Raw genomic sequence first — 20,385 nt, forward strand, 5'->3', positions numbered from 1 at the left:
CCAGGCTGATGAAATTACCGTGGAGCCATGACCGAGAAGCGAACCGGCCCCCAAGCCGCCGCGGCCCGTAAAGCCCCCGCCGAGGCCGTGGCGCCCGACACCGCGGCACTGGCCGCCCGCGAGCTGCGGGCCGTCTTCAGCCGACTGCGCCGCACGCTGCGGGAGGCGAGCGGGACCAGCGACCTGACCCCCTCCCAGACCGCCGTGCTCAGTCGGCTGATCAACGACGGTCCGGCCTCCGCGAGCGCGCTGGCCGCCGCCGAGCGGGTCCGTCCCCAGTCGATGGCCGCCACTCTCGCCGTGCTCGAACAGCACGGACTGGTCGGTCGCCGTCCCGACCCCGAGGACGGTCGCCGCCAGGTGGTCAGCCTCACCGAGGCGGGCCTGGCCCACGTCGCGGACAGCCGCCAGGCCCGTCAGGAGTGGCTGACCCGGGCCATGGCGGAGCACTACACCGAGGCCGAGCGCGCCACCGTACTGGAGGCACTGGCCCTGATGGACCGGCTGAACCGGTGATGGCCGGTCCGTCCGCCCTGCTGGCCCGGCTCCGGTCCCGCCGCCGGCTGCCCGCTCCGGAGGACGGGTTCAACCGTCGGCTGATCGCACCGATGGTGCTCGGCTCGGCACTCAACCCGATCAACTCGTCGATGATCGCGGTGGCCCTGGTGCCCGTGGGCGCCGCCTTCGGCGCGCCGCCCGCCGAGACGGCCTGGCTGGTCACCGCGCTCTACCTGGCCACCGCCGTCGGCCAGCCGGTGATCGGGAGGCTCGTGGACGCCCACGGGCCGCGCCGGCTCTACCTCGCCGGGACGGCCCTGGTCGGCCTCGCCGGACTGCTCGGCGCGCTCGCCCCGACGCTCGGACTGCTGATCGCCGCCCGGGTGCTGCTCGGCCTGGGCACCTCCGCGGCCTATCCGGCCGCGATGCACCTGACCCGTGCCGAGGCCGAGCGGACCGGGCAGTCCAGTCCCACCGGGGTGCTGACGCTGCTGGCCGTCGCCAACCAGACCGTCGCGGTGGTCGGCCCCACCCTGGGCGGTCTGCTGATCGGCGCGGGCGGCTGGCGGACGGTCTTCGCCGTCAACGTCCCGCTGTCACTGGCCTGTCTGGCGCTCGGCGCGGCCCGGCTGCCCGTCACCGACCGCCGCTCCGGCCGTCCGGACGGCAGAGACGGGACCGACGGCAGACGCGGGTCCGGCCGCGGCGACCACCTCGACCGTCCGGAGCGCCTCGACCACGCCGGGATCGCGCTGTTCGCGGTCCTGCTGCTCGCCCTGATGCTGTTCCTGATGCGGCCCGACCCGGCGCGCTGGTACCTGCCGGTGCTCGCCGTCCTGGCGGCCGTCGCCTTCGCCGTCCGCGAGCGGCGGGCCCGCGCCCCCTTCATCGACCTGCGGTCGCTCGCCGGCAACCGCCCGCTGATCGCCACCTACCTGCGCCAGGTCCTCGGTTACACCTCCGTCTACGCCTTCCTCTACGGCTACACCCAGTGGCTGGAGGAGGGGCGCGGCCTGTCGGCGGCCTCCGCCGGACTGGTGCTGCTGCCGCTGTCGCTGACCGCGCTCACGGCCGCCGGGATCACCGGCCGCAGTCCGGGTGTGCGCGGCAAGCTGCTGGTCGGCTCCGCCTGCCAGATCGCGGCCTGTGCCGCCCTGCTGTCGGTGCGCGCGAGCAGTCCGGGTGCTCTGCTGATCGCGGTGGGTGTGCTGGCGGGCGTCTCGCAGGGGCTGATCGGGCTCGGCACCCAGACCGCCCTCTACCACCAGGCGGACCCGGCCGCCATCGCCTCGGCGGCCGGGCTGCTGCGCACCTTCATGTACCTCGGCGCGATGGCGGCCTCGGCCGCGAACGCCGCCTTCTTCCCGCACGGTGCCACCACGGGCGGGCTGCACCGCCTCGCGCTGTTCATGCTCGGCGGCGCGGCCCTGCTCTTCCTCCTCACCGTGCCCGACCGTTCGCTCGGCCGGTTGGGACGTCCTGTGCGGACTCGGGGATGACGGATGATCAGCTCTCCTCCATCGGGGTTCCGCGCCAGGCGTGGAGGCCCGGGGCGAGCTCGACCGCCTCGGCCGGATAGGCCTCCCGGACGAGCTTGAGCAGCGCGCGCTGCTCGTCCAGCCAGTCCGGTGCGGGGGAGAGGACGACCCGGAGCGTGACGCCCGATTCCTCCGAGTCCGAGACGGTCACCCAGAGCCCGCCCGGCCGCGCGGGCTCGATCCGCAGTTCCGGGCCGTGCTCCTCGTCCAGCCAACGGACCGCGGCGCCGCGCCCGAGCCGCTCCAAAGCCGTTTCCCACTGGGTGAGATGGCGGTCGGTCACCAGTGTGACGAACTGCCCGCGCACCGAGTCGGCGGTGACGGTGATCTCGCAGTCCAGCCAGTCGTGTCCGAGCAGGGAGCCCGGTGCGTGTCGTCCGAGCACCCGTACCCGGACGTTCCGGCCGCCGGTCCGCCCGTCGCGGCCGGGGGCGTCGTCGGTTCCGGGGCGGTCGGTCAGTCTTATCAACTCGTTCTGCTGCGAAGCGACTTCGCTCACGGCGTGCTCCTGTTGGCAGCGGATCAGGGGCTGACATCCTTGCGCAGGTGTTCGCCCCGGTGCCAGCCCGGAATCGGGATGTTCCGGTCGTCGCCGACCGGCGGGAAACGCCCGGTGTCAGGGGGCGCCGCCCCGGCAAGCGTCGTCGGCACGCGGACGGCCTCCTGGACGCGTACTGCCTGCCGCCGGCGAACGGTCCGCGTGCGGACGAACGGCCCACCCGGACGCGGACTGCCCACCCGGACGCGGGGGGGCCCCCCGGCTCGGAGTCGGGGGGGGGGGGTTCCGCGGTGGCGGGGGGGGGGGGGGAGGGGGGGTGGGGGGGGCGCGCCCGGCGGGGGGTGGTGGGCCGCGTGGGGGCGGGGCGGTCGGGCGGGCCGTCCGCGGGGCGGGGCGGGGGGTGCGTCCGGTGGTGCGGCGGGTGTGGACCGCTGCTCGGGCCGTACCGGCTGCCCGGTCGGCGCGGCGGCGGCCGTCGGGTCAGCGGTGGTCCGGGTGGCCGGTGAGCACGGTGGTGAAGATCGGTTCGCCGTGCTGGTGGCCGGTCACGGTGGTGGTGAGGCTGTCCGGCTCCTCGCCGGGGGTGTGCCGGGCGGTGATCGTGGTGGGCGCGTCGTGCTCGGCGTACCGGTGGAAGGTGGTGGCCGCGGCGGCCGGGGTGACGGTGACCGGGCTGCTCAGGGCGTTGGCCGCCTGCCGGGCCGCCTCCAGCAGCACCATGCCGGGGATGTGGTCGTTGGCGTGGTCGAAGAGGATCGGGTGCCGGAAGTCGGGAGTGAGGTGCCAGCTGCCGGGGGCGTCGGCCGGGGTCAGGACGACGTCGCTCGGGCGGAGTCGGCCGACCCGGGCCGGCGGGAGCGGCTCGGCGGTCACGGTCGGCGCCGAGGGGTGCTCGGCGCCCTGGCGCCCCCGGCGCAGCCGCTGGTAGGTGGAGTCCGGGACGGTGGTGAACCGGGCGTACCCGGTGGCGGCGAGCTGGGCGCCCCGTCGGACGACGGTTTCCAGCGTGAAGTCGACCGTGGTGCCGGAGCGGCGCGGCTGGGCGAGGAGCTGGACCTCCAGGGTGAGGTCGGTCGGTGCCGCTCCGATCGGCAACTGCCGCGGCCGAGTGGTGTAGTCGAGGTTCCACATCATGAACTTGTGGTCGAGCGGTACACCGAACCGGGTGTGGGCAAGGTAGAGGCCGGCCTGGCGGATCGTTTCAGCTGCTTGCATCGGGTCGTGCCGGGTGCCGTCCGGCGTGCAGAAGAAGGTGTGCGCCCGCGGCCACTGCGCGGTGACGGCGAAGGCGGTGTCGGTCAGCTGTTCGCTGCCGGTGATGAAGACCTCGGCGTGGCAGGCCCGGTGCACGTACTCCTTGGCGACGGTGCTGGTCAGGCGAGGCGCCGGGGCCGCTGCTGCGGCGGGGCCGGGGATCGTCCGGGAGTCCGGGCCGGCGGCGAGGGCGGAGGCGGGCGTGCGGAAGGCAAGCAGAGTCATGGGGAGCGCTCCGAAAGGCCGTGATGGGCGGGGTGGGCTGCTCAGGGCTCGTAAGATACGTACCTACCGGTTTGGTTTTCAAGGAGCCAGAACAAAGGTTCGTCGGCGGCCGAGCGTGTTCGGCCGGGCACGGTGGGTGTGTGCCGGTCGCTGCCCCGAGATCAGGTTCACCGAATGGGCCTGCTTGACCTGTGGGAATGTCGATGGCCAAAGTTGTCAGGTCCATTGCTATGACTGGATCGTTCGTCGTCCCCCCGGGCACAAGTGGGAGCTGTTGCTCCGGATAGGGGGGCTGGCGGCGAGATGTCGGCCATCTGTTCGTCCCATACCGTCCACGCGGTTTTAGTCCACTTGAGGACGGCCCTATGTGACCTGGGATGCAGGGACCCCCGTCGACTGCGGCGGGTAAGATACGGGGTGTTTGGTTTTGTTTGCCGAGCGTTTCGGGTGGGGTGGTTGCGGTGGTGCGACAGGAGCGGGCGGTCCGGACGCGTCGGCTGATCCTGGAGGCGGCGGCGTCGGTCTTCGACGAGTACGGGTACGAGGGGGCGACGATCGGCGAGGTCGTGGCCCGCGCCGGGGTGACCCGCGGCGCGGTGTACTTCCACTTCGCCTCCAAGCGGGAGCTCGCCCAGGGGGTCGTGGAGGAGCAGTTCGGCCGGGACGAGATTCCCGAACGGCAATGCAAGCTCCAGGAGTTCGTGGACCTCGGGATGGTGGTCGCCCATCTCATGCCGCGCGACCCGGTCCTGAGCGCGGGTGCGCGGCTCTCCCTCGGCCAGGACGTGTTCGGAGACTTCAGCGGCGGTGCGGCGCCCGGCTGGATCCAGCGGGCCGAGAGCGTGCTGGAGACGGCGGGCCGGCGCGGTGAGCTGCTGCCCCAGGTGGTGCCCGCCGAGACGGCGTGGCTGGTCACCGGGGCCTGGACGGGGGTGCAGATCCAGTCCCAGAAGATGTCCGGCCGGGCGGATCTGGAGCGCCGGATCTCCGCGCTGTACCAGCATGTGATGCCCAGTATCGCGGTGCCCGGGGTGCTGGCCACGCTCGACCTCGCGGTGGACCGGGGCGCCCGGGTGGTCGCGGAGCTCGCGGCGGCCCGGGTGGCGGAGACCGGCTCGGACGGGGCGGGCGGGGCGGGCGGGGCGGATGGTCCGGACGGGGCGGGTGCGGCCGGCGTCGGACCGGCCTGAGTCGGGGCGCTCGGGGCGGCCCGGGTGGTCCGTGCGGGCCCCGTCCGAAGCGGTTCGAGGTCGGACGGGCGGTCCGGCGTCCGGTTCCAGTGGGGATTGCTCCGCCCAAAAACAAACAGCGCGTTCGGTTTTGTATTGACAAACCGTCTGTCCTGTTTTTGGATGGGCGTCGGGTGCTCGACCGACCTTCCAGCGGACCTGCGTGGACGGTGAGCAGCGGAGCACCCGCCCGGCCGGCGGCCGTCGGGGCCGCCGATCCGTCTGGATATGGGGTGGTCGTCGTGGAGATCCGGGTGCTGGGGTCTTTGGGGGTCCGACTGTGCGGGGCGTCGGTGGTGCCGTCGGCGCCGAAGCCGCGGCAGGTGCTCGCCCTGCTGGCGTTACGGGCCGATCAGGTCGTGCCGGCGGGAGTCCTCGCCGAGGAGCTGTGGTCCGGCCGCCCGCCGCGCAGTGCCCGCACCACCGTGCAGACCTATGTGCTCCAACTGCGCGACCTCATCGACCGGGCGCTCGCCCAGGGCGACGGCGGCCCGGGGGCCTCCTGCGCGAAGGACGTCCTGGTCACCTCGGCCGGCGGCTACATGCTGAACAGTGGCGGCGGACTGGTCGACCTCCAGGAGTTCGACCGCCTCGCCGGGCACGGCTACCGCGCCATGGACGGGGGCGACTTTCCGCTCGCCGCCCGCCAGTTGGCCGACGCGCTCGCGCTGTGGCGCGGACCGGCCTTCGCCGACGTCCCGGTCGGCGGCCAACTCGCCGTCGAGACCAGACGGTTGGAGGAGATCAAGCTCTGCGCACTGGACCAGCGGATCGAGGCCGACCTGCGACTCGGCCGGCACCGGGTGCTGCTCGCCGAACTCACCGTCCTGATCGACCGCTACCGCACCCATGAGAGCCTGTACGGCCAGTACATGATCGCGTTGCACCGCTCCGGCCGGCGGGGCGAGGCGCTGGAGGCCTACCAGCGTCTGCGGAACACTCTGGTAAGGGAGTTGGGCATGGAGCCGTCCGCGGCGCTGCGGCGGCTCCAGCGCTCCATCCTGCTCGCCGGCCCCGAACGCGCGGACCAGGAGCAGCCGGGCGCGCTCGCGGACGGCGCCGGCGCCCGCACCGCCCGGCTCACCCGGGTCGGCTGAGCCGGGCCGGTCGGGCCGGGTCGGCCGACCCGGGGCGCGGCGCCGGTGTCCGGCGGGGACGGGCAGGGGCGGGCAGGGGCGGGCAGGAGCGGGCAGGAGCGGACGGCGACGGACCCGGTGGCTATTCGGCGAGCACGCCGGTGTTCTGGCAGGCGTGCAGCAGCCACCGACCGTCATCCTGCCTGGTCATGACGTACAGTGGTGCGCCCTCCGAGTCCCCCTCCGGCGACCGGTAGACCTGGCGGACCTTGACGGCGGCCACGTCGGGGCGAAGGAACTGGATGTGCGCCGGCTCGTACGTGACGTCGCCGTCCCAGGTCGCGGCGGGCAGCACGGCACGGGTGAACTCGGCGATCGCGTCCAGGCCGAGGAGGACCTTGCCGTGCGCGGTGGTCCAGATCGCTTCGGGGTGGAACAGGGCGAGGAACGCGTCCGGGTCCTTGGTGCGCTGGGCGCGTTCGACGGCGGCCACGACCCGTTCGATGACCTGGATGTCCGCCTCGGGGGCGGCCTGCGCGTTGGCTGCTGCTTCGGTGTTCATGTGGATCACTCTGGTACCTCAAGTGGCCTTGAGGTCAAGCCGGTCGGGGCGTTCCGGTGCGCAGCCCCAGGTAGTCGTCGAGGCGGGCGGAGGCGGTGAGCATCGCCAGGCCCCGGGTGGTGAGGCGCTGCTGCCAGCCGTCCAGGGCGGCGGCGAGCTCGCCGGTGCCGCCCGCGGTACGGATCTGCCGCAGCACGGTGGCGATGTGGTCCAGCAGGTAGCCGCCCCGGCGGAGCAGGTGGGCGAGTTCGGCGTCCCGGACGTCGGCGGGGAGGTAGCGGCGGTGGCCGGTGGCGCGGTCCCGGGCCGGGGTGAGAATGCCGGCGGCCTCCCAGGCCCGCAGCGTCGCGGGGGTGACGCCGAGCCGGTGTGCGACCTCGCCGACGGAGCGGGGGCCGGGCGCTGCGGGGAGCCCGGTTCCGGCGGCGGCGCCGCCGGTCAGGTGGCCGACGGCCTCGCGGACGGCGGCGAGGGTCTCCCGGTCGCGCAGCAACTGGGCGTGGCCCCGGTCGAGTTCGGTGAGGGCTTCGCCGATCCGGTCGGCGTGGACGGCGGTCATGACCGAGCCCGCGGTCGGGTACCCGTACGCCGGGACGAGGGCGAGGTAGGTGCGCAGGGCGGCGGCGTGCAGCTCGGTGTAGATCCGGTATCCGGTGGGCGTGCGTTCGGCGGGCGGGAGGCAGCCGTCGCGCTCGTAGTTGCGGATCGCCTGGGTCGAGATGCCGTGCTCGCGCGCGAGGTCGGAGGGTCGCATGGTCGTCCGGTCGTCTCCCGTTCCGGGTCGGGTGGGGCGTGCGAAGCCGATCGATCGTTCGGGCTGTTTGAGGCTTTCGTCGGCGGCTGGGGGACAGAAGCGGGAAAAGTCTCAACCGTTCCTTCAAGGATACGCTTGAGGTCCATGAACCAGGACGTGTATGACTTCATCACCCCCGCGTGCGAGCTTCTGGGGCTGGGCGAGCCGACGCATCAGGAGCCGGCGTTCGGGCTGGTCCGCAACGAGCTGTTCGCCAGGCTGGTCGACCGGGGCTTCCGGTCGATCGCCCTGGAGACCGACCGGGTGGCCGCCCTCGCCGTGGACGCCTACGTCCGGGAGGGTGTCGGCACTCTCGAATCGGCGATGCGGAAGGGCTTCACGCACGGCTTCGGGGAACTCGCCCCCAACCGCCGACTCGTCGCCTGGATGCGGGAGTTCAACCGGCAGCGGCCGTCCGGGGAGCGGCTGGCCCTCCACGGCTTCGACATCCCGACCGAGAACACCAGCGCCCCCAGCCCGCGCCGCTACCTCGAACACGCCCGCGACTACCTGGGGCTCGACCTCGATGTCGCCGGTGTGGCGGGCGAGGACGAGCGCTGGAGCCGTACGGAGGCGGTGATGGACCCGGCCCAGTCGCCGGGCGACACCGCCGACGCCGCCCGGCTGCGCTGCCTCGCCGACGACCTTCTCCTCCAACTCCACATGCGGGCACCGGAATTGATCGGATCGACCTCGCCGGCCGAGTGGTACGAGGCCCGCGCCCGGCTGGCCGCCGGTATCGGACTGCTGCGCTACCACGCCCAGTCGGCGGTCCGGGGCCGCACCCCGAGCGCCCGGATCAGCGCCCTGCTCGGCGTGCGGGACGCGCTGATGGCGCAGAACCTCCTCGACATCCGCGAGATCGAGGCCCGGCGCGGACCGACCCTGCTCTTCGCCCACAACCGGCACGTGCAGCGGAACCCGAGCGCCTGGGCGCTGGGCGAGCTGGACTGCCGGTGGACCGGCGCGGGCCACACCGTCGGCGCGCTGCTGGGCGAGCGCTACGCCTTCGTCGCCGGGAGCCTGGGGCGCAGCGAGGCGCTCGGACTGGCCGAGCCGGCGCCGGGGACGTACGAGGCCCACCTGCGGGGACGCGGTGCGGCCTGGGAGTTGACGGACACCGCACTGCCGGCCGACGCCCGTACCCGCACCGACACCGTCCCGCGGCAGGGCTACTTCCCGCTCGACCGGGAGGTGCTCGACGGCGCGGTCGCGCTGCTGCACATCGCCGACGGCGCGGCGGTGACGGCCGGAGCCTGAGCGGCCGCCGGTCCGGGGTAGGCCTGACGCAGGTGAGCCACCAGGGCGGCGGTCGGCGGCGAGGAGGGCTGTCCGGTCGGCCAGGCGAGCGCGATCCGGACCCGGGGGACGGGGTCGGTCAGCGGACGTACGCGCAGACCGGGCAGCGGGCCCGGGTCCGGCAGCACGGCCACGCCCAGGCCGTGCGCGGCGAGTTCGGCCAACTGCGGTGGCGCGGCCGCCTCGACGCCGACCGTCGCCTCGACGCCGGCCTCGGCCAGGGCACGCTCCAGCGCCGTGCGCAGGCCGGTGCCGCGCGGGGTGCTCACCAGGGCGTGTCCGGCGAGGGCCGCGACCGGCAGCGCGTCCCGGTCGGGGGCGGCAACACCGGCCCCGCTTCCCGAGCCCCCGGCGGAGCCCGCGCCCGCGCCCGTGCCCGCGCCCGTGCCCGGGACCGTGCCCGGGACCGCGCCCGAGCCGTGGACGGAGCCCGTGCCCGATCCCGCGCCCGAGGCGGGTCCCGCGCCCGAGGCGTCCGCGAGCGGATGGTCCACCGGGCAGGCCGCGACCAGCGGGACCTCCAGCACCGTGTGCAGCGCCAGCCCGCTCAGCGACGACCCGCCGTCGTCGCCCTCCGGCCCGTTCCCCGGGGTGGGCAGGCCGACGACGGCGAGGTCCAGCCGGCCGTCGCGCAGCGCGGAGAGCATCCGCGTGGTGGTGTCCTCGGTGAGTGAGAAGTCGATGCCGGGGTGTTCCTGGCGGAACGCCGCGAGCGTGGTGGCGAGCCCGGGGAAGGTCCCCAGCTCGGACGGCGGGGTCAGGGCCGCCCCGGCGACCATGCCCAGGCGCACGTGTCCGCGCCGCAGCCCGCCGAATTCCTGGGCCGCGCGGCGGGCCGCGGCCGCGGAGGCGAGCGCGGCCCGGGCGTGCGGCAGCACCGCCTCGCCGACCGGGGTGAGCCGTACGGTGCGGCCCGAGCGGTCCAGCAGCGGGTGGCCCAGCTCCCGTTCCAGCTGCCGGATCTGGGAGCTCACCCCGGGCTGGGTGAGGTGCAGCAGCCGCGCGGCCCGGGTGAAGCTGCCGTGCTGGGCGACGGTGACGAAGTACTGGAGCTGCCGCAGTTCCATAACTCCCGATCATAAGTGCCAGAACTTCCCGGTCTTGGACGGGTGTACGGTTCCGGCCGCAGGCTGGGCGCATGGAAACCGTGCCGCAGAACCAGGACACCGGGCAGATCCACTGGATCCGCGAGCAGATCGCGGCCGAGCGCCGCGAGCTCGCCCGGGTGTTCGCCGACCTCGCCCCGGAGCAGTGGAACTCGCCCTCGCTGTGCGGTGGGTGGCGGATCCGCGAGGTGGCCGCGCACATGAGCACCGGCTTCCGGCACTCGACGGCGCGCACGCTCCTCGAACTCGCCCGCTCCGGCGGCAACGTCCACCGGATGGCCGACCGGATCGCCCGCCGCGACGCGGCCGCCATGACCGAGCGCGAACTCGCCGCCGCCATGGCCGACCACGCCGACCACCCCTGGCGCCCACCGGTCGGCGGCCCGATCGCGGCCCTCGCCCACGACGTCGTCCACGGCCTCGACATCACGGTGGCGCTCGGCCTGCCCGCCCGGCTGCCGGTGGCGCGGACGAAGGCCCTGCTGGCCGGTGTCTCACCCCGCACCCTGCGGTTCTTCGGGGCCCGGCTGGACGGCGTCCGGCTGGTGGCGACGGACACCGCCTGGGCGTACGGCGACGGGTCGCTCACCGTGACGGGGCGGGCGGAGCACCTGCTGCTGCTCGCGTACGGGCGCCGGGTGCCGGAAGGCCTGCTGGCGGGGCCCGGCGCGGGACGCTTCACGGCGGACGCCACGTAGCGGCGGATCGGTGTACGGGCGTACGGGCGAACGGCGCGCTACCGGCGGTCGGTGTTCAGCCACTCGGTGAGGGTGGCGTGCAACAGCTCGACCTGGGCGCGGTCCAGGATCACCGTTGCCCGGGAGCCGGTGCCGTCCGCGCCGTCCGCGCCGCCGGTGCCGTCCGCGTCCTCCGGGTCGTCCGGGGCGGGCCCGCCGAGGCCCAGCCGGAGGTACTCCACCGGGAGAGGCCAGCCGCCCTCAGGTTCGGGAGCGTCGCCGAACCGGACGTCCGGGTGGCAGTGGTTGGGGATCACGCCGAGTTCCAGCCGGCCCCCGCGGCGGTCGTCCTCGGCGGGGCTGACGTGCGAGCCCTGGGAGATCCTCGGGGCGGGCGCGTTGCCGTGACCGTCGTCGGCGAAGTACAGCCAGGAAGCGAAGATGGACATCCGGTTCTCCTCGGGTCTCGGACCTTGCGGGGCCGGAGCCCAGCGAGCGCCCGGGCGGCCGTCGTGCGGGTTCCGGGGGCCCGTGACTACGATCGGAAGAAGTCCTTCCGGATGGTGGTGAGACGGAAGCCAGGTCGCCGATGGCCCCGAGGTCCGTGCAGTGGCCCCCGTACGTGCGGGTCGCGCCGTGGTTGCTGACCGCCGGCGGGCTGGTGTGGAACGCGCTGGACCCGACCGACTACTGGGGCGATCCGCTGCTGGCGGCGGCCGCCGTGCTGGCGGGCGCGCTGCTGGCGCTGCGGGATACCGTCGCGGTGGGGGCGGCCAATGTCCTCGGCATCCTGCTGCTGTCCACCCAGGACGGGTCGATCGGGACCGGGGCCGGCTTCCTGGAGCTGGCGAACACGGCGTTCGCGGCGCTGCTCGGGATCGGGGTGAACCGGGTGGTGGCCCGGCACGGGCGGCGGCTGGCACGGGTGCGGTCGGTGGCCGAGGCGGCGCAGCGGGCGGTGCTGCCGGAGCCCCCCGCGGCGGTGGGGCGGCTGTCGGTCGCGGCCTGCTACCGGGCCGCCCAGGACGAGGCGCTGATCGGGGGCGACGCGTACGCGCTGCAGGTCACCCCGTACGGCGTGCGCGGGCTGATCGCCGACGTGCGGGGCAAGGGGTTGCACGCGGTCGGGGCGGTCTCGGTGCTGCTGGGCGCCTTCCGCGAGGACTCCCACCGGCTGCCGGACCTGGCCGCGCTCGCGGACGCGCTGGAGGACTCGCTGCTGCGGGAGAGCGAGCGGATGAGCGAGGAACTGCGGCTGGAGGGGTTCATCACCGCGCTGCTGGTGGAGTTCCCGCCGGGGGAGGAGAGCGTGCGCACGCTCGACTGCGGGCACCCCGGCCCGTACCTGCTGAACCCGTACCCGCGGGGCGGGGGCGAGCCCCCGGTGCGCCGGTTGGACGCGGCGGATCCGGGGCTGCCGCTGGGGATGGGCGGACTGGGCGTGGCGCGCCCGGCGCCGGAGAGCCGGCCGTTCCCGGCCGGGTGGACGCTGCTGCTGGTGACCGACGGGGTCACCGAGGCCCGGGACACGGCGGGGGAGTTCTACGACCCGGTGCTCGGGCTGGCCCCGCTGGGGCCGTTCGCCGGGCCCGGCGAGGTGCTGGACGCGCTGGTGGCGGACGTCGAGCGGTGGACCGGTGGGCCCAGGGACGACGACATGGCGGTGCTGGCGATCACCCGCCGGGCGGAGGCGGAGGCGGAGTCGGGCGGCTGAGGGCGGCTGGCGGGCGGCGGAGCAGTCGGTGGAACGGGCGGCGGAACAGGGGCGGCGAACCGGTCGGCGGAACAGGGGCGGCGAACCGGTCGGCGGAACAGGGGCGGGCTCGGGTGGTCCGTGACCGTCCGGTCACCTTGTCTACGGCTCGCTACGGTCACGCCGATATCACGATGAGGTGACGGCCTGGCCCTACTCCATGGAATCCGGCCAAGTTGAGCCTCTCCGTCCGGTGGCTGGAAAGGTGGCGTCCGAATACCGGACAAGGAAATGGACGGACGGGCCCGGAGCCGGTCGGAGTGCCCGTCGGCCGGTGCCGCCTAGGCCGACGGACGCCGCGGGCGGCGTGACGGCAGGAGAAGCGGTCATAAGGAGCGCGCAAAGGCGGGCCGGGGGAGTGGCGGGATTCGGCCGACCTGCGTTCCGTCCGGAAACGGACCTGGTGCTTGCCCCGTATCGAAGGGGTGACCGAGAGTCGCACCGATGAACGAGAAGCCCAGCCCCCGCCAGGCCCGTCTGCTCGGCCACCGCGACTTCCGGCTCCTGCTGACCGGAGCCGCGGCGGCCCAGACGGGCAGTCAGGTCACCCTGGTCGCCCTTCCCTTGGTGGCCGTGATGGTGCTCGACGCCACGCCGTTCGAGGTCGGTCTGCTGACCGCCGCCGAGACCGCCGCCTTCCTGCTCGTCGGCCTGCCCGCGGGCGCCTGGCTGGACCGGATGCGCAAGCTTCCGGTGCTGATCCGGGCCGACGTGGTGCGCTGCCTGGCCGTCGGGTCGATCCCGCCGGCTGCCGCCTTCGGGGTGCTGACCATGCCGCAGCTCTACCTGGTGGCGCTGGTCACCGGGGTGGCGACGGTCTTCTTCGACGTCGCCCATCAGTCCTTCCTGCCCGCCGTCCTGCCGCGCGAGCAACTGGTCGGCGGCAACGGCGCCCTGGAGACGGTCCGTTCCTCGGCGCAGATCGCCGGGCCGGGCCTCGGCGGCGGGCTGGTCCAGCTGCTCGGGGCGCCGCTCGCCATCGTGGCCGACGCCTGCGGCTACCTCGCCTCCGCCCTGCTGCTCGTCCGGATCAAGGTCGAGGAGCCGCGGCCGGAGCCCGAGCCGGGGCGCTCGCTGCGCGCCGAGGTCGGGGAGGGCGTGCGGTTCGTGCTCGGCCACCCGCTTTTGCGGGCGATCGCAACCGCCACCGCCACGTCCAACCTGTTCTCCGCCGTGCTGACCGCCGTACAGACGGTGTTCTGGGTACGGGTGCTCGACCTGTCGCCGGGAGCCATCGGCGTGCTGCTGTCGGTCTCCGCCGTCGGCGGACTGGCCGGCGCGCTGTGCGCCGGGCAGCTCGCCCGGTGGATCGGACAGGCCCGGCTGATCTGGCTGTCCACGGTGGTGACGGCGCCGTTCGCGCTGCTGTGGCCGCTGTCCGGAGGCGGTGCGGGCGTGGTGCTGTTCGGACTGGCCTCCGGGGTGGTGCTGTTCGGCGCGGTGGCCTACAACGTCGCCCAGGTGAGCTTCCGGCAGAGCATCTGCCCGCCGGAGCTGCTCGGCCGGATGAACGCCACCATGCGGTTCCTGGTGTGGGGCACCCTGCCGATCGGCGCCCTGATCGGCGGCGTGGTCGCCGAGGCGGCCGGGCCGCGCACCGCGCTCTGGCTCTGCGCCGCCGGCTTCCTGCTGGTGCCGCTGCCGCTGCTGCTCTCCCCGCTGCGGCGGATGCGCGAGCTGCCGGGCCCCGACCGTACGGCCGGGCAGGACGCGGACGCAGAGGCGGACGCCACCGACCAGGAGAGCGCGGTGAGCCCCGGCACGTCCTGACCGGCCGCCCCACCCGCGCCTTCCGCACCTGAACCCTTCCTGCCGACCGCACCTGAACCCTTCTGCCGACCGAACCCGATCCCGCACGTCCCGGACCCGAGCAGGGCACCGGCCGATCCCCCTGACCGATCCCTGACCGATCCCCGACCGATCCCCGACCCGAGCCGCGACCGGAAACCGGAGACCGTTCCCGTGCACGCCAGCATCACCGCCGCCTACCTCGCCCGGTACCGCTCCGCCGCCGCCGAATCCCCGGTGGAGCTGCTCCCGCTGACCGGCGCCCAGCGGCGCTTCCTGATCACCCGCCGACTCGCTCCGCAGAGCCGCACCGACGTCGTCCCGCTGTTCTTCGCCTACCCGCGCGGCACCCTCGACCTGGGCCGACTGGCCCGCGCCGCGGCCGCCGTGGCCGCCCACCACCCGGCGCTGTGCGGCGGATTCGCGACCGTGCGCGGCACACCCGTGCTGCGCACCGGCGGCCCCTCGGCCGAGGCCGCCCGGATCGCCGTCGCCCCCGGCGGCACCGCCCGTGCGGCGCTGCGCGAGGCCCTGTCGAACTGGCCCGGCGACGGACCCGCGCTGCGCCTGCTGGTGGCCGCGGACCCGGACGGGGACGAGGAACTGCTCGCCCTCGCACTGGACCACGCCGCCTGCGACGAGCAGTCGCTCGGCCTGCTCACCGCCGAACTCGGTACCGCGTACGAGCGGGACGAGCCACCGGCGGACCGGCCCGACCCCCGGGCGCTGGCCGACTACCGGCAGGCCGTCGAACTGCAGCTCGCCGCCGAGGACGCCGCAGGCGGCCCCGCCGCCCAGGCCCACTGGGGCCGCCGGCTGGGCGGCCTGACCGGGGCGGGCGGCGGCGCGGCGACGTCCACCGGCATGCTCACCGAGCGGCTGCCCACCGCCGGGGGCGCCACCCGCGGCGCCGTCTTCCCGGCCCTGCTGGACGCGGTCGGCTCGGCCCTGCACCGGCTGCACGGGGCGGACGGGGTGGACGGGGCGGCCCGGCCGGAGACCGGGGGAGGGCCGCTCGCGCTCGGCTACCCGTGGGGCGGACGACCGGCGGGCGCACCCGCCGCGCTCGGCTGCTTCCTCAACACCCTGGTGCACCCGGCGACTTCGGGTCCGGTCGCGGACCTGGACGCCCTCGCGGACGCCTGGTGGGACGACCTCGACCAGGCCGGAACCCCCTTCGACGAGGTGGTCCGCGCCGCCCGCACCGCCGGGGCCCCGTGGTCGGGCGCCCTGGACGGCCTGCTCACCATGGAGGACCTGCACCGCCGTCCACCGCTGGTGCTCGGCGGCACCCCCGGCCGGGAGACCCACCTGGACGGGCGCCCGCTCGCCGCACCGCTGGCCGTCTCCGCCTCGCACGGCGACGACCTGCTGATCCGGCTGGCCTGGGACCGCGACCGCTTCCCCGAGGCCGACGCCCGGGCCGCCTTCGGCGAACTGCTCGCCGTGCTGCGGCACCACCTGCACACCCGGCCGGTCCCGGTCCCGCAGGCCTGACGCGCCCGGCCGGCCACGTCGGCCGCCCGACCGCGTCGTCCACCCGCCCGCACGGGCCTGACCGCAGGCGTCCGACCGCACGCCCCACCCCGCGGGCCCCGAACTCCCGCGACGGACCCACGACGGATCCACCACGGAGCCACGACGGATCCGCCACGACCCACCACGCCCGTTCGCGCGCGTCCGACACGCCGCCGGACGGGACCCCGGGCCCAGGGCCGCACCTCACCCCGGTACGCCCCTGGGCCGCCGGCCGGCACGGGAACACCCCACGTCCGCGTCCGGCCACCGCAGTGCCGACAAGCCCACCACACAAGGGAATCGACCATGTTCGCACTCTCTCCCTCGCAGGAGATCGTCTGGCTGCACGAGCAGATGCTGCCGGGCAGTCGCGCCTACAACTTCACCGCCGTCCTCGACCTGTGGGGCACCCTCGACCGGGACGCGCTGCGCACCGGCCTGGCCGCCGTGCTGGCCCACCACCCCGGTCTGCGGCTGGAGTTGGTGCCCAGGCCGGAGGGGCTGCCCGGCCAGCGGGTCGCCGACGTCTGCGAACCGGAGCTGCGCCACAGCGACTTCGCAGCCGAGCAGGACCCGGAGGCCACCTTCCGCCGGCTGCTCGCCGCCGAGGCCGAGGAGCCGCTGGACACCGAGCGGGCGCCGGTGCTGCGCTGGCACCTGGTCCGGCTCGGCGACGACCACCACCGGCTGATCCACGTCGAACACCACCTCGTCCACGACGGCCACTCCTTCGCGATCCTGCTGCGCGACCTGTTCACCGTCTACCGCGCCACCGTCCTCGGCGAGCCGTACGAGCTGCCCACCGCGCCCTCCTACGAGGACCACGCCCGCGCCGCCGCCGACCTCCCCCGGGACCGCGGACTCGACTTCTGGACCAAGGAGCTGACCGACGCCCCGCGCGAGGTCACCCTCCCCGGGCTGGCCCGGCCGGGTGCCGAACGGCGCCACCGCGGCGGCCAGCTGCGCCAGTCGATCGGGGCCGACCTGGCCGAGCGGCTGCGTGAGCGCAGCAAGGCCGACGGCCACACCCCGTTCAGCACCCTGCTCGCCCTGTTCGCCGAGCTGCTGCGCCGGCACAGCGGCCACCGCGAGGTGGTGATCGGCACCGCCGTCGGCAACCGCCCGGAGGGCTTCGAGGGCACCGTCGGCATGTTCGTCAACACCGTCCCGCTGCGCCTGCGGCTCGACCCGGCGGTCCCCGGCACCGACGCCGTGGACGAGGTGACCGACGTCCTGCTGCGTGCCCTGCCGTACCAGGACCTGCCGGTCCAGGAGCTGACCCGCCGGCTCGGGCTGCACACCACCGGCGCCGACAACCCGCTGTTCAACGTGATGTTCAGCGCGCACGACGCGGCACTGCCCGACGTCCAGGCGCCCGGGCTGGAGGTCTCGCTGTACGAGGGCTTCAACACCGGCACCACCCGCTTCGACCTCGACCTGGTGCTGCTGCCCGACGACCGCCGGGTGGTCGGAGAGAAGCACGGCGCCGCCGGGATGACCCTGGTCTGGGACTACGACGCCGACCTGTTCCGCGAGTCCGAGGCGGTGCTGCTGTCGGAGCGGCTGCTGGAGCTGCTGCGCTGCTACCTGGACCGCCCGCAGGCGCCGATCGCCGGGCTGGCCCCCGCGCCCGAGGCCGAACCGGCCGCCCCGGTCACCCCGGCCGCACTCGACCCGGCCGCCGCCCACGACCCGACCTCGCTCGCCCTGCTGGCCGGCACCGAGCGGATCAGCTACGGCGAACTCGACCGCAGGGTCACCGAGTTGGTCGAGCGGCTGCGCGCCGCCGGAGTCACCCCCGGCCAGCCGGTGGCCACCGTGCTGCCGCGCGGCTCCGACAGCGTGGTCGCCCTGCTCGCCTGCCTGCGGTACGGCGCCGTGTACGCGCCGCTGTCCACCGAGGACCCGGCCGCCCGGCTCGGGCTGCTGCTGGAGCGGCTCGGCCCGGCGCTCGTCCTCGCCACCCGGCAGAGCGCGCTGGCACTGCCCGCCGAGGGCGTCACCCCGGCCCTGCTGGACGGCCCCGCCTTCCCGAAGGCCGAGCCCGCCGCCGCGCTGGACGGCGCCGCCTATGTGATCCACACCTCCGGCTCCACCGGCGTGCCCAAGCCCGTCCTGGTCGGCCGCGAGGCCCTCGCCGGGTACGTCGCCGCGATCGCCGACCGCTACCGGCTCACCTCCGCCGACCGGGTGCTGCTGTTCGCCCGGCCGTCCTTCGACGTGGCCCTGGAGGAGGTGCTGCCCGCCCTCACGGCCGGCGCCGCCCTCGTCGTGCCGCAGCGCGAGGTGCCCACCGGGCCCGAGCTGGTGGCCGTGCTGGCCGCCCGCGGCGTCACGGTCGCCAACCTGCCCACCAGCTACCTGCTCGCCGTCCGCGAGGACCTGCGCGAGGCGCTGCGCGACGGCCGCTGGGCGCCCCGCCTGCTGGTGCTCGGCGGCGAGCGGCTGCCCGCCCGGGCGCTGGCCGGCCTGACCGGGGCCACCACCGTGCTGAACGCCTACGGCGTCACCGAGGCCACCGTCACCTCCACCGTGTACGAGGTCACCGACGCCGACGTCGCCGAGGACGGCGAGATCCCGCTCGGCGCCGAACTCGACGGTGTGCGCATCCACGTCCTGGACGACACGCTGCGCCCGCTCGCCCCCGGCTGCGTCGGCGAACTCGTCGTCGGCGGACCCCTGTTGGCCGAGGGCTACCTGGGGCTGCCGGAGCCCACCGCGGCCCGCTTCACGACCGTCCCCGCGCTCGACGACGCCCGCGTCTACCGCACCGGTGACCGCGGCTACCGCGACCTGGACGGGCGGCTGCGCTTCCTCGGCCGCGCCGACAACCAGGTCAAGCTGCGCGGCCACCGGATCGAGCTGGAGGAGATCGAGGCCGCGGCCTCCGCCGAACTCGGCGGCCGCTCCTGCGCGGTGCTGCTGCACACCGACCCGCAGACCGGCCCCCGCCTGGTCGGCTTCCTGGAGGGCGCCGACCGCCCCGACCAGGCCGCCCTGCACGAGGCGCTCGCCCGCCGGCTGCCCGGCGGACTCGTCCCGGCGAGCTGGACGGCCGTCGCCGCGATGCCGACCCTGCCCGGCGGCAAGCCCGACCGCGCCGCCCTCGCCCGCCTGGCGGACGAGGCCCCGGAGGCGGAGGAGGTCGAGCCGAGCGAGTTCACCGACCCCGGCCAGCAGCTGATCGCCGCCGCCTGGCGCGAGGTGCTCGGCCACGACCGCTTCGCCGCGGACTCGCACTTCTTCGAGGTCGGCGGCCACTCGCTGCTCGCCGCCCAGCTCGCCGCGTACCTGGAGCCGCACCTCGGCAGCCGGCCGCCGCTGCGCACCCTCTTCCGACACGCCGTACTGGCCGACCAGGCCAAGGCCCTCACCACCGGTGGTGCCAAGTGACTTCGCCCTCCGCCGTCCTGGAAGCCGGCCACCGCGAGCTCGTCGAGGCCTTCGAGAGCTTCGTGCGCCGCGAACTCGTGCCGCTGGCAGCCGAGCTGCCCGAGACCGCCGACCAGGTCCCGGCCGACCTGCGGACCTACGTCCGCAAGCGCTCCGCCGCCCTCGGCTTCTACGCGGGCGACTACCCCGAGGAGCTCGGCGGCGCCGACATGCCGTTCACCGCCGTCGTCCTGCTGCACCACGCCGCCGGGCGCAGCGGCTGCGTGCTCGCCCCGTACGCGCTGGCCGGCTCCGACGGGCCCAGCCCGCTGCTGCGGCACGGCACCCCCGAGCAGGTCGAGCGCCACCTGGTCCCGCTGGTGCGCGGCGAGCAGACCCGCTGCCTCGCCCTCACCGAGCCGCACGCCGGCTCCGACGCGTTCCACCTCACCACCACCGCCGTGCGCGCCGGCGAGGGCTGGGTGCTGAACGGCCGCAAGACCTTCGTCAGCAACGCCGAGCACGCCGGGATCGCGCTGGTCGTCGCCGCCACCGACCTCGGCGACGGGGCCGGCCCCACGGCCGGCGCCACCGCCTTCGTGCTGCCGATGGACCAGCCCGGGCTGCGGATCGGCCAGCGCTACGAGGGGATGTCCGGCGAGCCGCTGTTCGAGCTGCTGCTGGACGGGGTCACCGCCGGCCCGGAGGCCGTGATCGGCGGCGAGGAGGGCGTCGGCGCGGCCACCGCCCTCGCCATCGACAGCCTCTCGCGCGGCCGCCTGGTGGTCGCCGCGATGTGCAACGGCATCGCCGAGCACGCGCTGCGGATCGGCGTCGAGTACGCCAAGGACCGGCGGGCCTTCGGCCGGGTGATCGGCGAGTACCAGCACATCCAGGAGCACCTGGTCGCCACCCGGGCCGAGGTCGAGGCGTCCAAGCTGCTCACCCTCGCCTGCGCCCGGCTGGTCGACGAGGGCACCGAGTCCCCCGAGAACGCGGCGCTCGCCAAGCTCACCGCCTCCGAGACCGCCGTGCGCGCGGTGGACCGCTCGCTCCAGGTGCACGGGGCCACCGGCTGGGTGCGCGGGCACCCGCTGGAGTTCCTGTACCGCTACGTCCGGATGACCACGATCATCGAGGGGACCTCGGAGGTCCAGAAGGTGATCATCGCCCGTTCCATGGGCCTGAACTGACGAAG

17 protein-coding genes are annotated in these 20,385 nt (G+C 74.9%); 11 read left to right on the top strand and 6 right to left on the bottom strand.

Features of this window, described 5'->3' with window-relative positions; genetic code table 11:
* The first annotated feature begins 27 nt into the window (after positions 1-27).
* Complete coding sequence (locus tag ACWGKU_RS03080; protein ID WP_380630730.1) at positions 28-516, top strand: MarR family winged helix-turn-helix transcriptional regulator; 489 nt, start codon at positions 28-30, stop codon at positions 514-516.
* Entirely contained in the window at positions 516-1,997 is a 1,482-nt protein-coding gene (locus ACWGKU_RS03085; RefSeq protein WP_452177755.1) for an MFS transporter, read from the top strand. The genes ACWGKU_RS03080 and ACWGKU_RS03085 overlap by 1 nt, the downstream gene beginning before the upstream one ends.
* Positions 1,998-2,004: 7 nt before the next feature.
* Here ACWGKU_RS03085 and ACWGKU_RS03090 read toward each other — a convergent pair whose 3' ends face one another.
* Both ACWGKU_RS03090 and ACWGKU_RS03095 read right to left on the bottom strand, forming a co-directional pair.
* Entirely contained in the window at positions 2,005-2,535 is a 531-nt protein-coding gene (locus ACWGKU_RS03090) for a DUF5959 family protein (protein WP_452177756.1), read from the bottom strand.
* A gap of 480 nt (positions 2,536-3,015) precedes the next feature.
* Positions 3,016-4,014, bottom strand: a complete 999-nt coding sequence (locus ACWGKU_RS03095) for a ScbA/BarX family gamma-butyrolactone biosynthesis protein (RefSeq protein WP_452177757.1) — start codon at positions 4,012-4,014, stop codon at positions 3,016-3,018.
* Between the two features lie 461 nt (positions 4,015-4,475).
* Here ACWGKU_RS03095 and ACWGKU_RS03100 point away from each other — a divergent pair, with 461 nt between their 5' ends.
* A complete protein-coding gene (locus ACWGKU_RS03100) occupies positions 4,476-5,204 on the top strand; it encodes a ScbR family autoregulator-binding transcription factor (RefSeq protein WP_401051901.1) in 729 nt (242 codons plus the stop codon).
* Between the two features lie 281 nt (positions 5,205-5,485).
* Positions 5,486-6,340, top strand: a complete 855-nt coding sequence (locus tag ACWGKU_RS03105) for an AfsR/SARP family transcriptional regulator (RefSeq protein ID WP_452177768.1) — start codon at positions 5,486-5,488, stop codon at positions 6,338-6,340.
* Between the two features lie 121 nt (positions 6,341-6,461).
* Here the strand turns inward: ACWGKU_RS03105 and ACWGKU_RS03110 are convergent, their stop codons facing one another.
* Positions 6,462-6,881, bottom strand: a complete 420-nt coding sequence (locus tag ACWGKU_RS03110) for an SgcJ/EcaC family oxidoreductase (RefSeq protein WP_401051903.1) — start codon at positions 6,879-6,881, stop codon at positions 6,462-6,464.
* A gap of 34 nt (positions 6,882-6,915) precedes the next feature.
* Positions 6,916-7,635 (bottom strand): MerR family transcriptional regulator, encoded by a 720-nt coding sequence (locus ACWGKU_RS03115; RefSeq protein WP_452177758.1) that lies wholly within the window; start codon positions 7,633-7,635, stop codon positions 6,916-6,918.
* Positions 7,636-7,779: 144 nt separating this feature from the next.
* On the opposite strand from ACWGKU_RS03115, the gene ACWGKU_RS03120 reads away from it, so the two are divergent.
* Positions 7,780-8,934, top strand: coding sequence for an erythromycin esterase family protein (locus ACWGKU_RS03120; protein WP_452177759.1), 1,155 nt, complete (start codon positions 7,780-7,782; stop codon positions 8,932-8,934).
* Here ACWGKU_RS03120 and ACWGKU_RS03125 read toward each other — a convergent pair.
* Complete coding sequence (locus tag ACWGKU_RS03125; RefSeq protein WP_452177760.1) at positions 8,847-10,040, bottom strand: LysR family transcriptional regulator; 1,194 nt, start codon at positions 10,038-10,040, stop codon at positions 8,847-8,849. The two genes, ACWGKU_RS03120 and ACWGKU_RS03125, sit on opposite strands and share 88 nt — an antisense overlap.
* Before the next feature lie 71 nt (positions 10,041-10,111).
* Between ACWGKU_RS03125 and ACWGKU_RS03130 the strand changes: the two genes are divergently transcribed.
* Positions 10,112-10,777 (top strand): maleylpyruvate isomerase family mycothiol-dependent enzyme, encoded by a 666-nt coding sequence (locus tag ACWGKU_RS03130; protein WP_401055056.1) that lies wholly within the window; start codon positions 10,112-10,114, stop codon positions 10,775-10,777.
* 38 nt (positions 10,778-10,815) lie between these two features.
* On the opposite strand, the gene ACWGKU_RS03135 is transcribed toward ACWGKU_RS03130, so the two are convergent.
* Entirely contained in the window at positions 10,816-11,205 is a 390-nt protein-coding gene (locus ACWGKU_RS03135; RefSeq protein WP_452177761.1) for a hypothetical protein, read from the bottom strand.
* A gap of 140 nt (positions 11,206-11,345) precedes the next feature.
* Between ACWGKU_RS03135 and ACWGKU_RS03140 the strand changes: the two genes are divergently transcribed.
* The 5 genes from ACWGKU_RS03140 to ACWGKU_RS03160 all read left to right on the top strand — a co-directional run bounded on the left by ACWGKU_RS03140 (position 11,346) and on the right by ACWGKU_RS03160 (position 20,380).
* Positions 11,346-12,470, top strand: coding sequence for a PP2C family protein-serine/threonine phosphatase (locus ACWGKU_RS03140; protein WP_452177762.1), 1,125 nt, complete (start codon positions 11,346-11,348; stop codon positions 12,468-12,470).
* 483 nt (positions 12,471-12,953) lie between these two features.
* Positions 12,954-14,279, top strand: coding sequence for an MFS transporter (locus tag ACWGKU_RS03145; protein ID WP_401053623.1), 1,326 nt, complete (start codon positions 12,954-12,956; stop codon positions 14,277-14,279).
* Positions 14,280-14,471: 192 nt separating this feature from the next.
* Complete coding sequence (locus tag ACWGKU_RS03150; protein WP_452177763.1) at positions 14,472-15,794, top strand: non-ribosomal peptide synthetase; 1,323 nt, start codon at positions 14,472-14,474, stop codon at positions 15,792-15,794.
* A 327-nt stretch (positions 15,795-16,121) separates the two neighbouring features.
* Entirely contained in the window at positions 16,122-19,208 is a 3,087-nt protein-coding gene (locus ACWGKU_RS03155; protein ID WP_452177764.1) for a non-ribosomal peptide synthetase, read from the top strand.
* The gene (locus ACWGKU_RS03160; protein ID WP_401047103.1) at positions 19,205-20,380 is read left to right on the top strand and encodes an acyl-CoA dehydrogenase family protein; all 1,176 of its coding nucleotides are present in this window, start codon (positions 19,205-19,207) and stop codon (positions 20,378-20,380) included. The genes ACWGKU_RS03155 and ACWGKU_RS03160 overlap by 4 nt, the downstream gene beginning before the upstream one ends.
* Positions 20,381-20,385 lie beyond the last annotated feature (5 nt).

Source organism: Kitasatospora sp. NPDC054768, assembly GCF_053612025.1.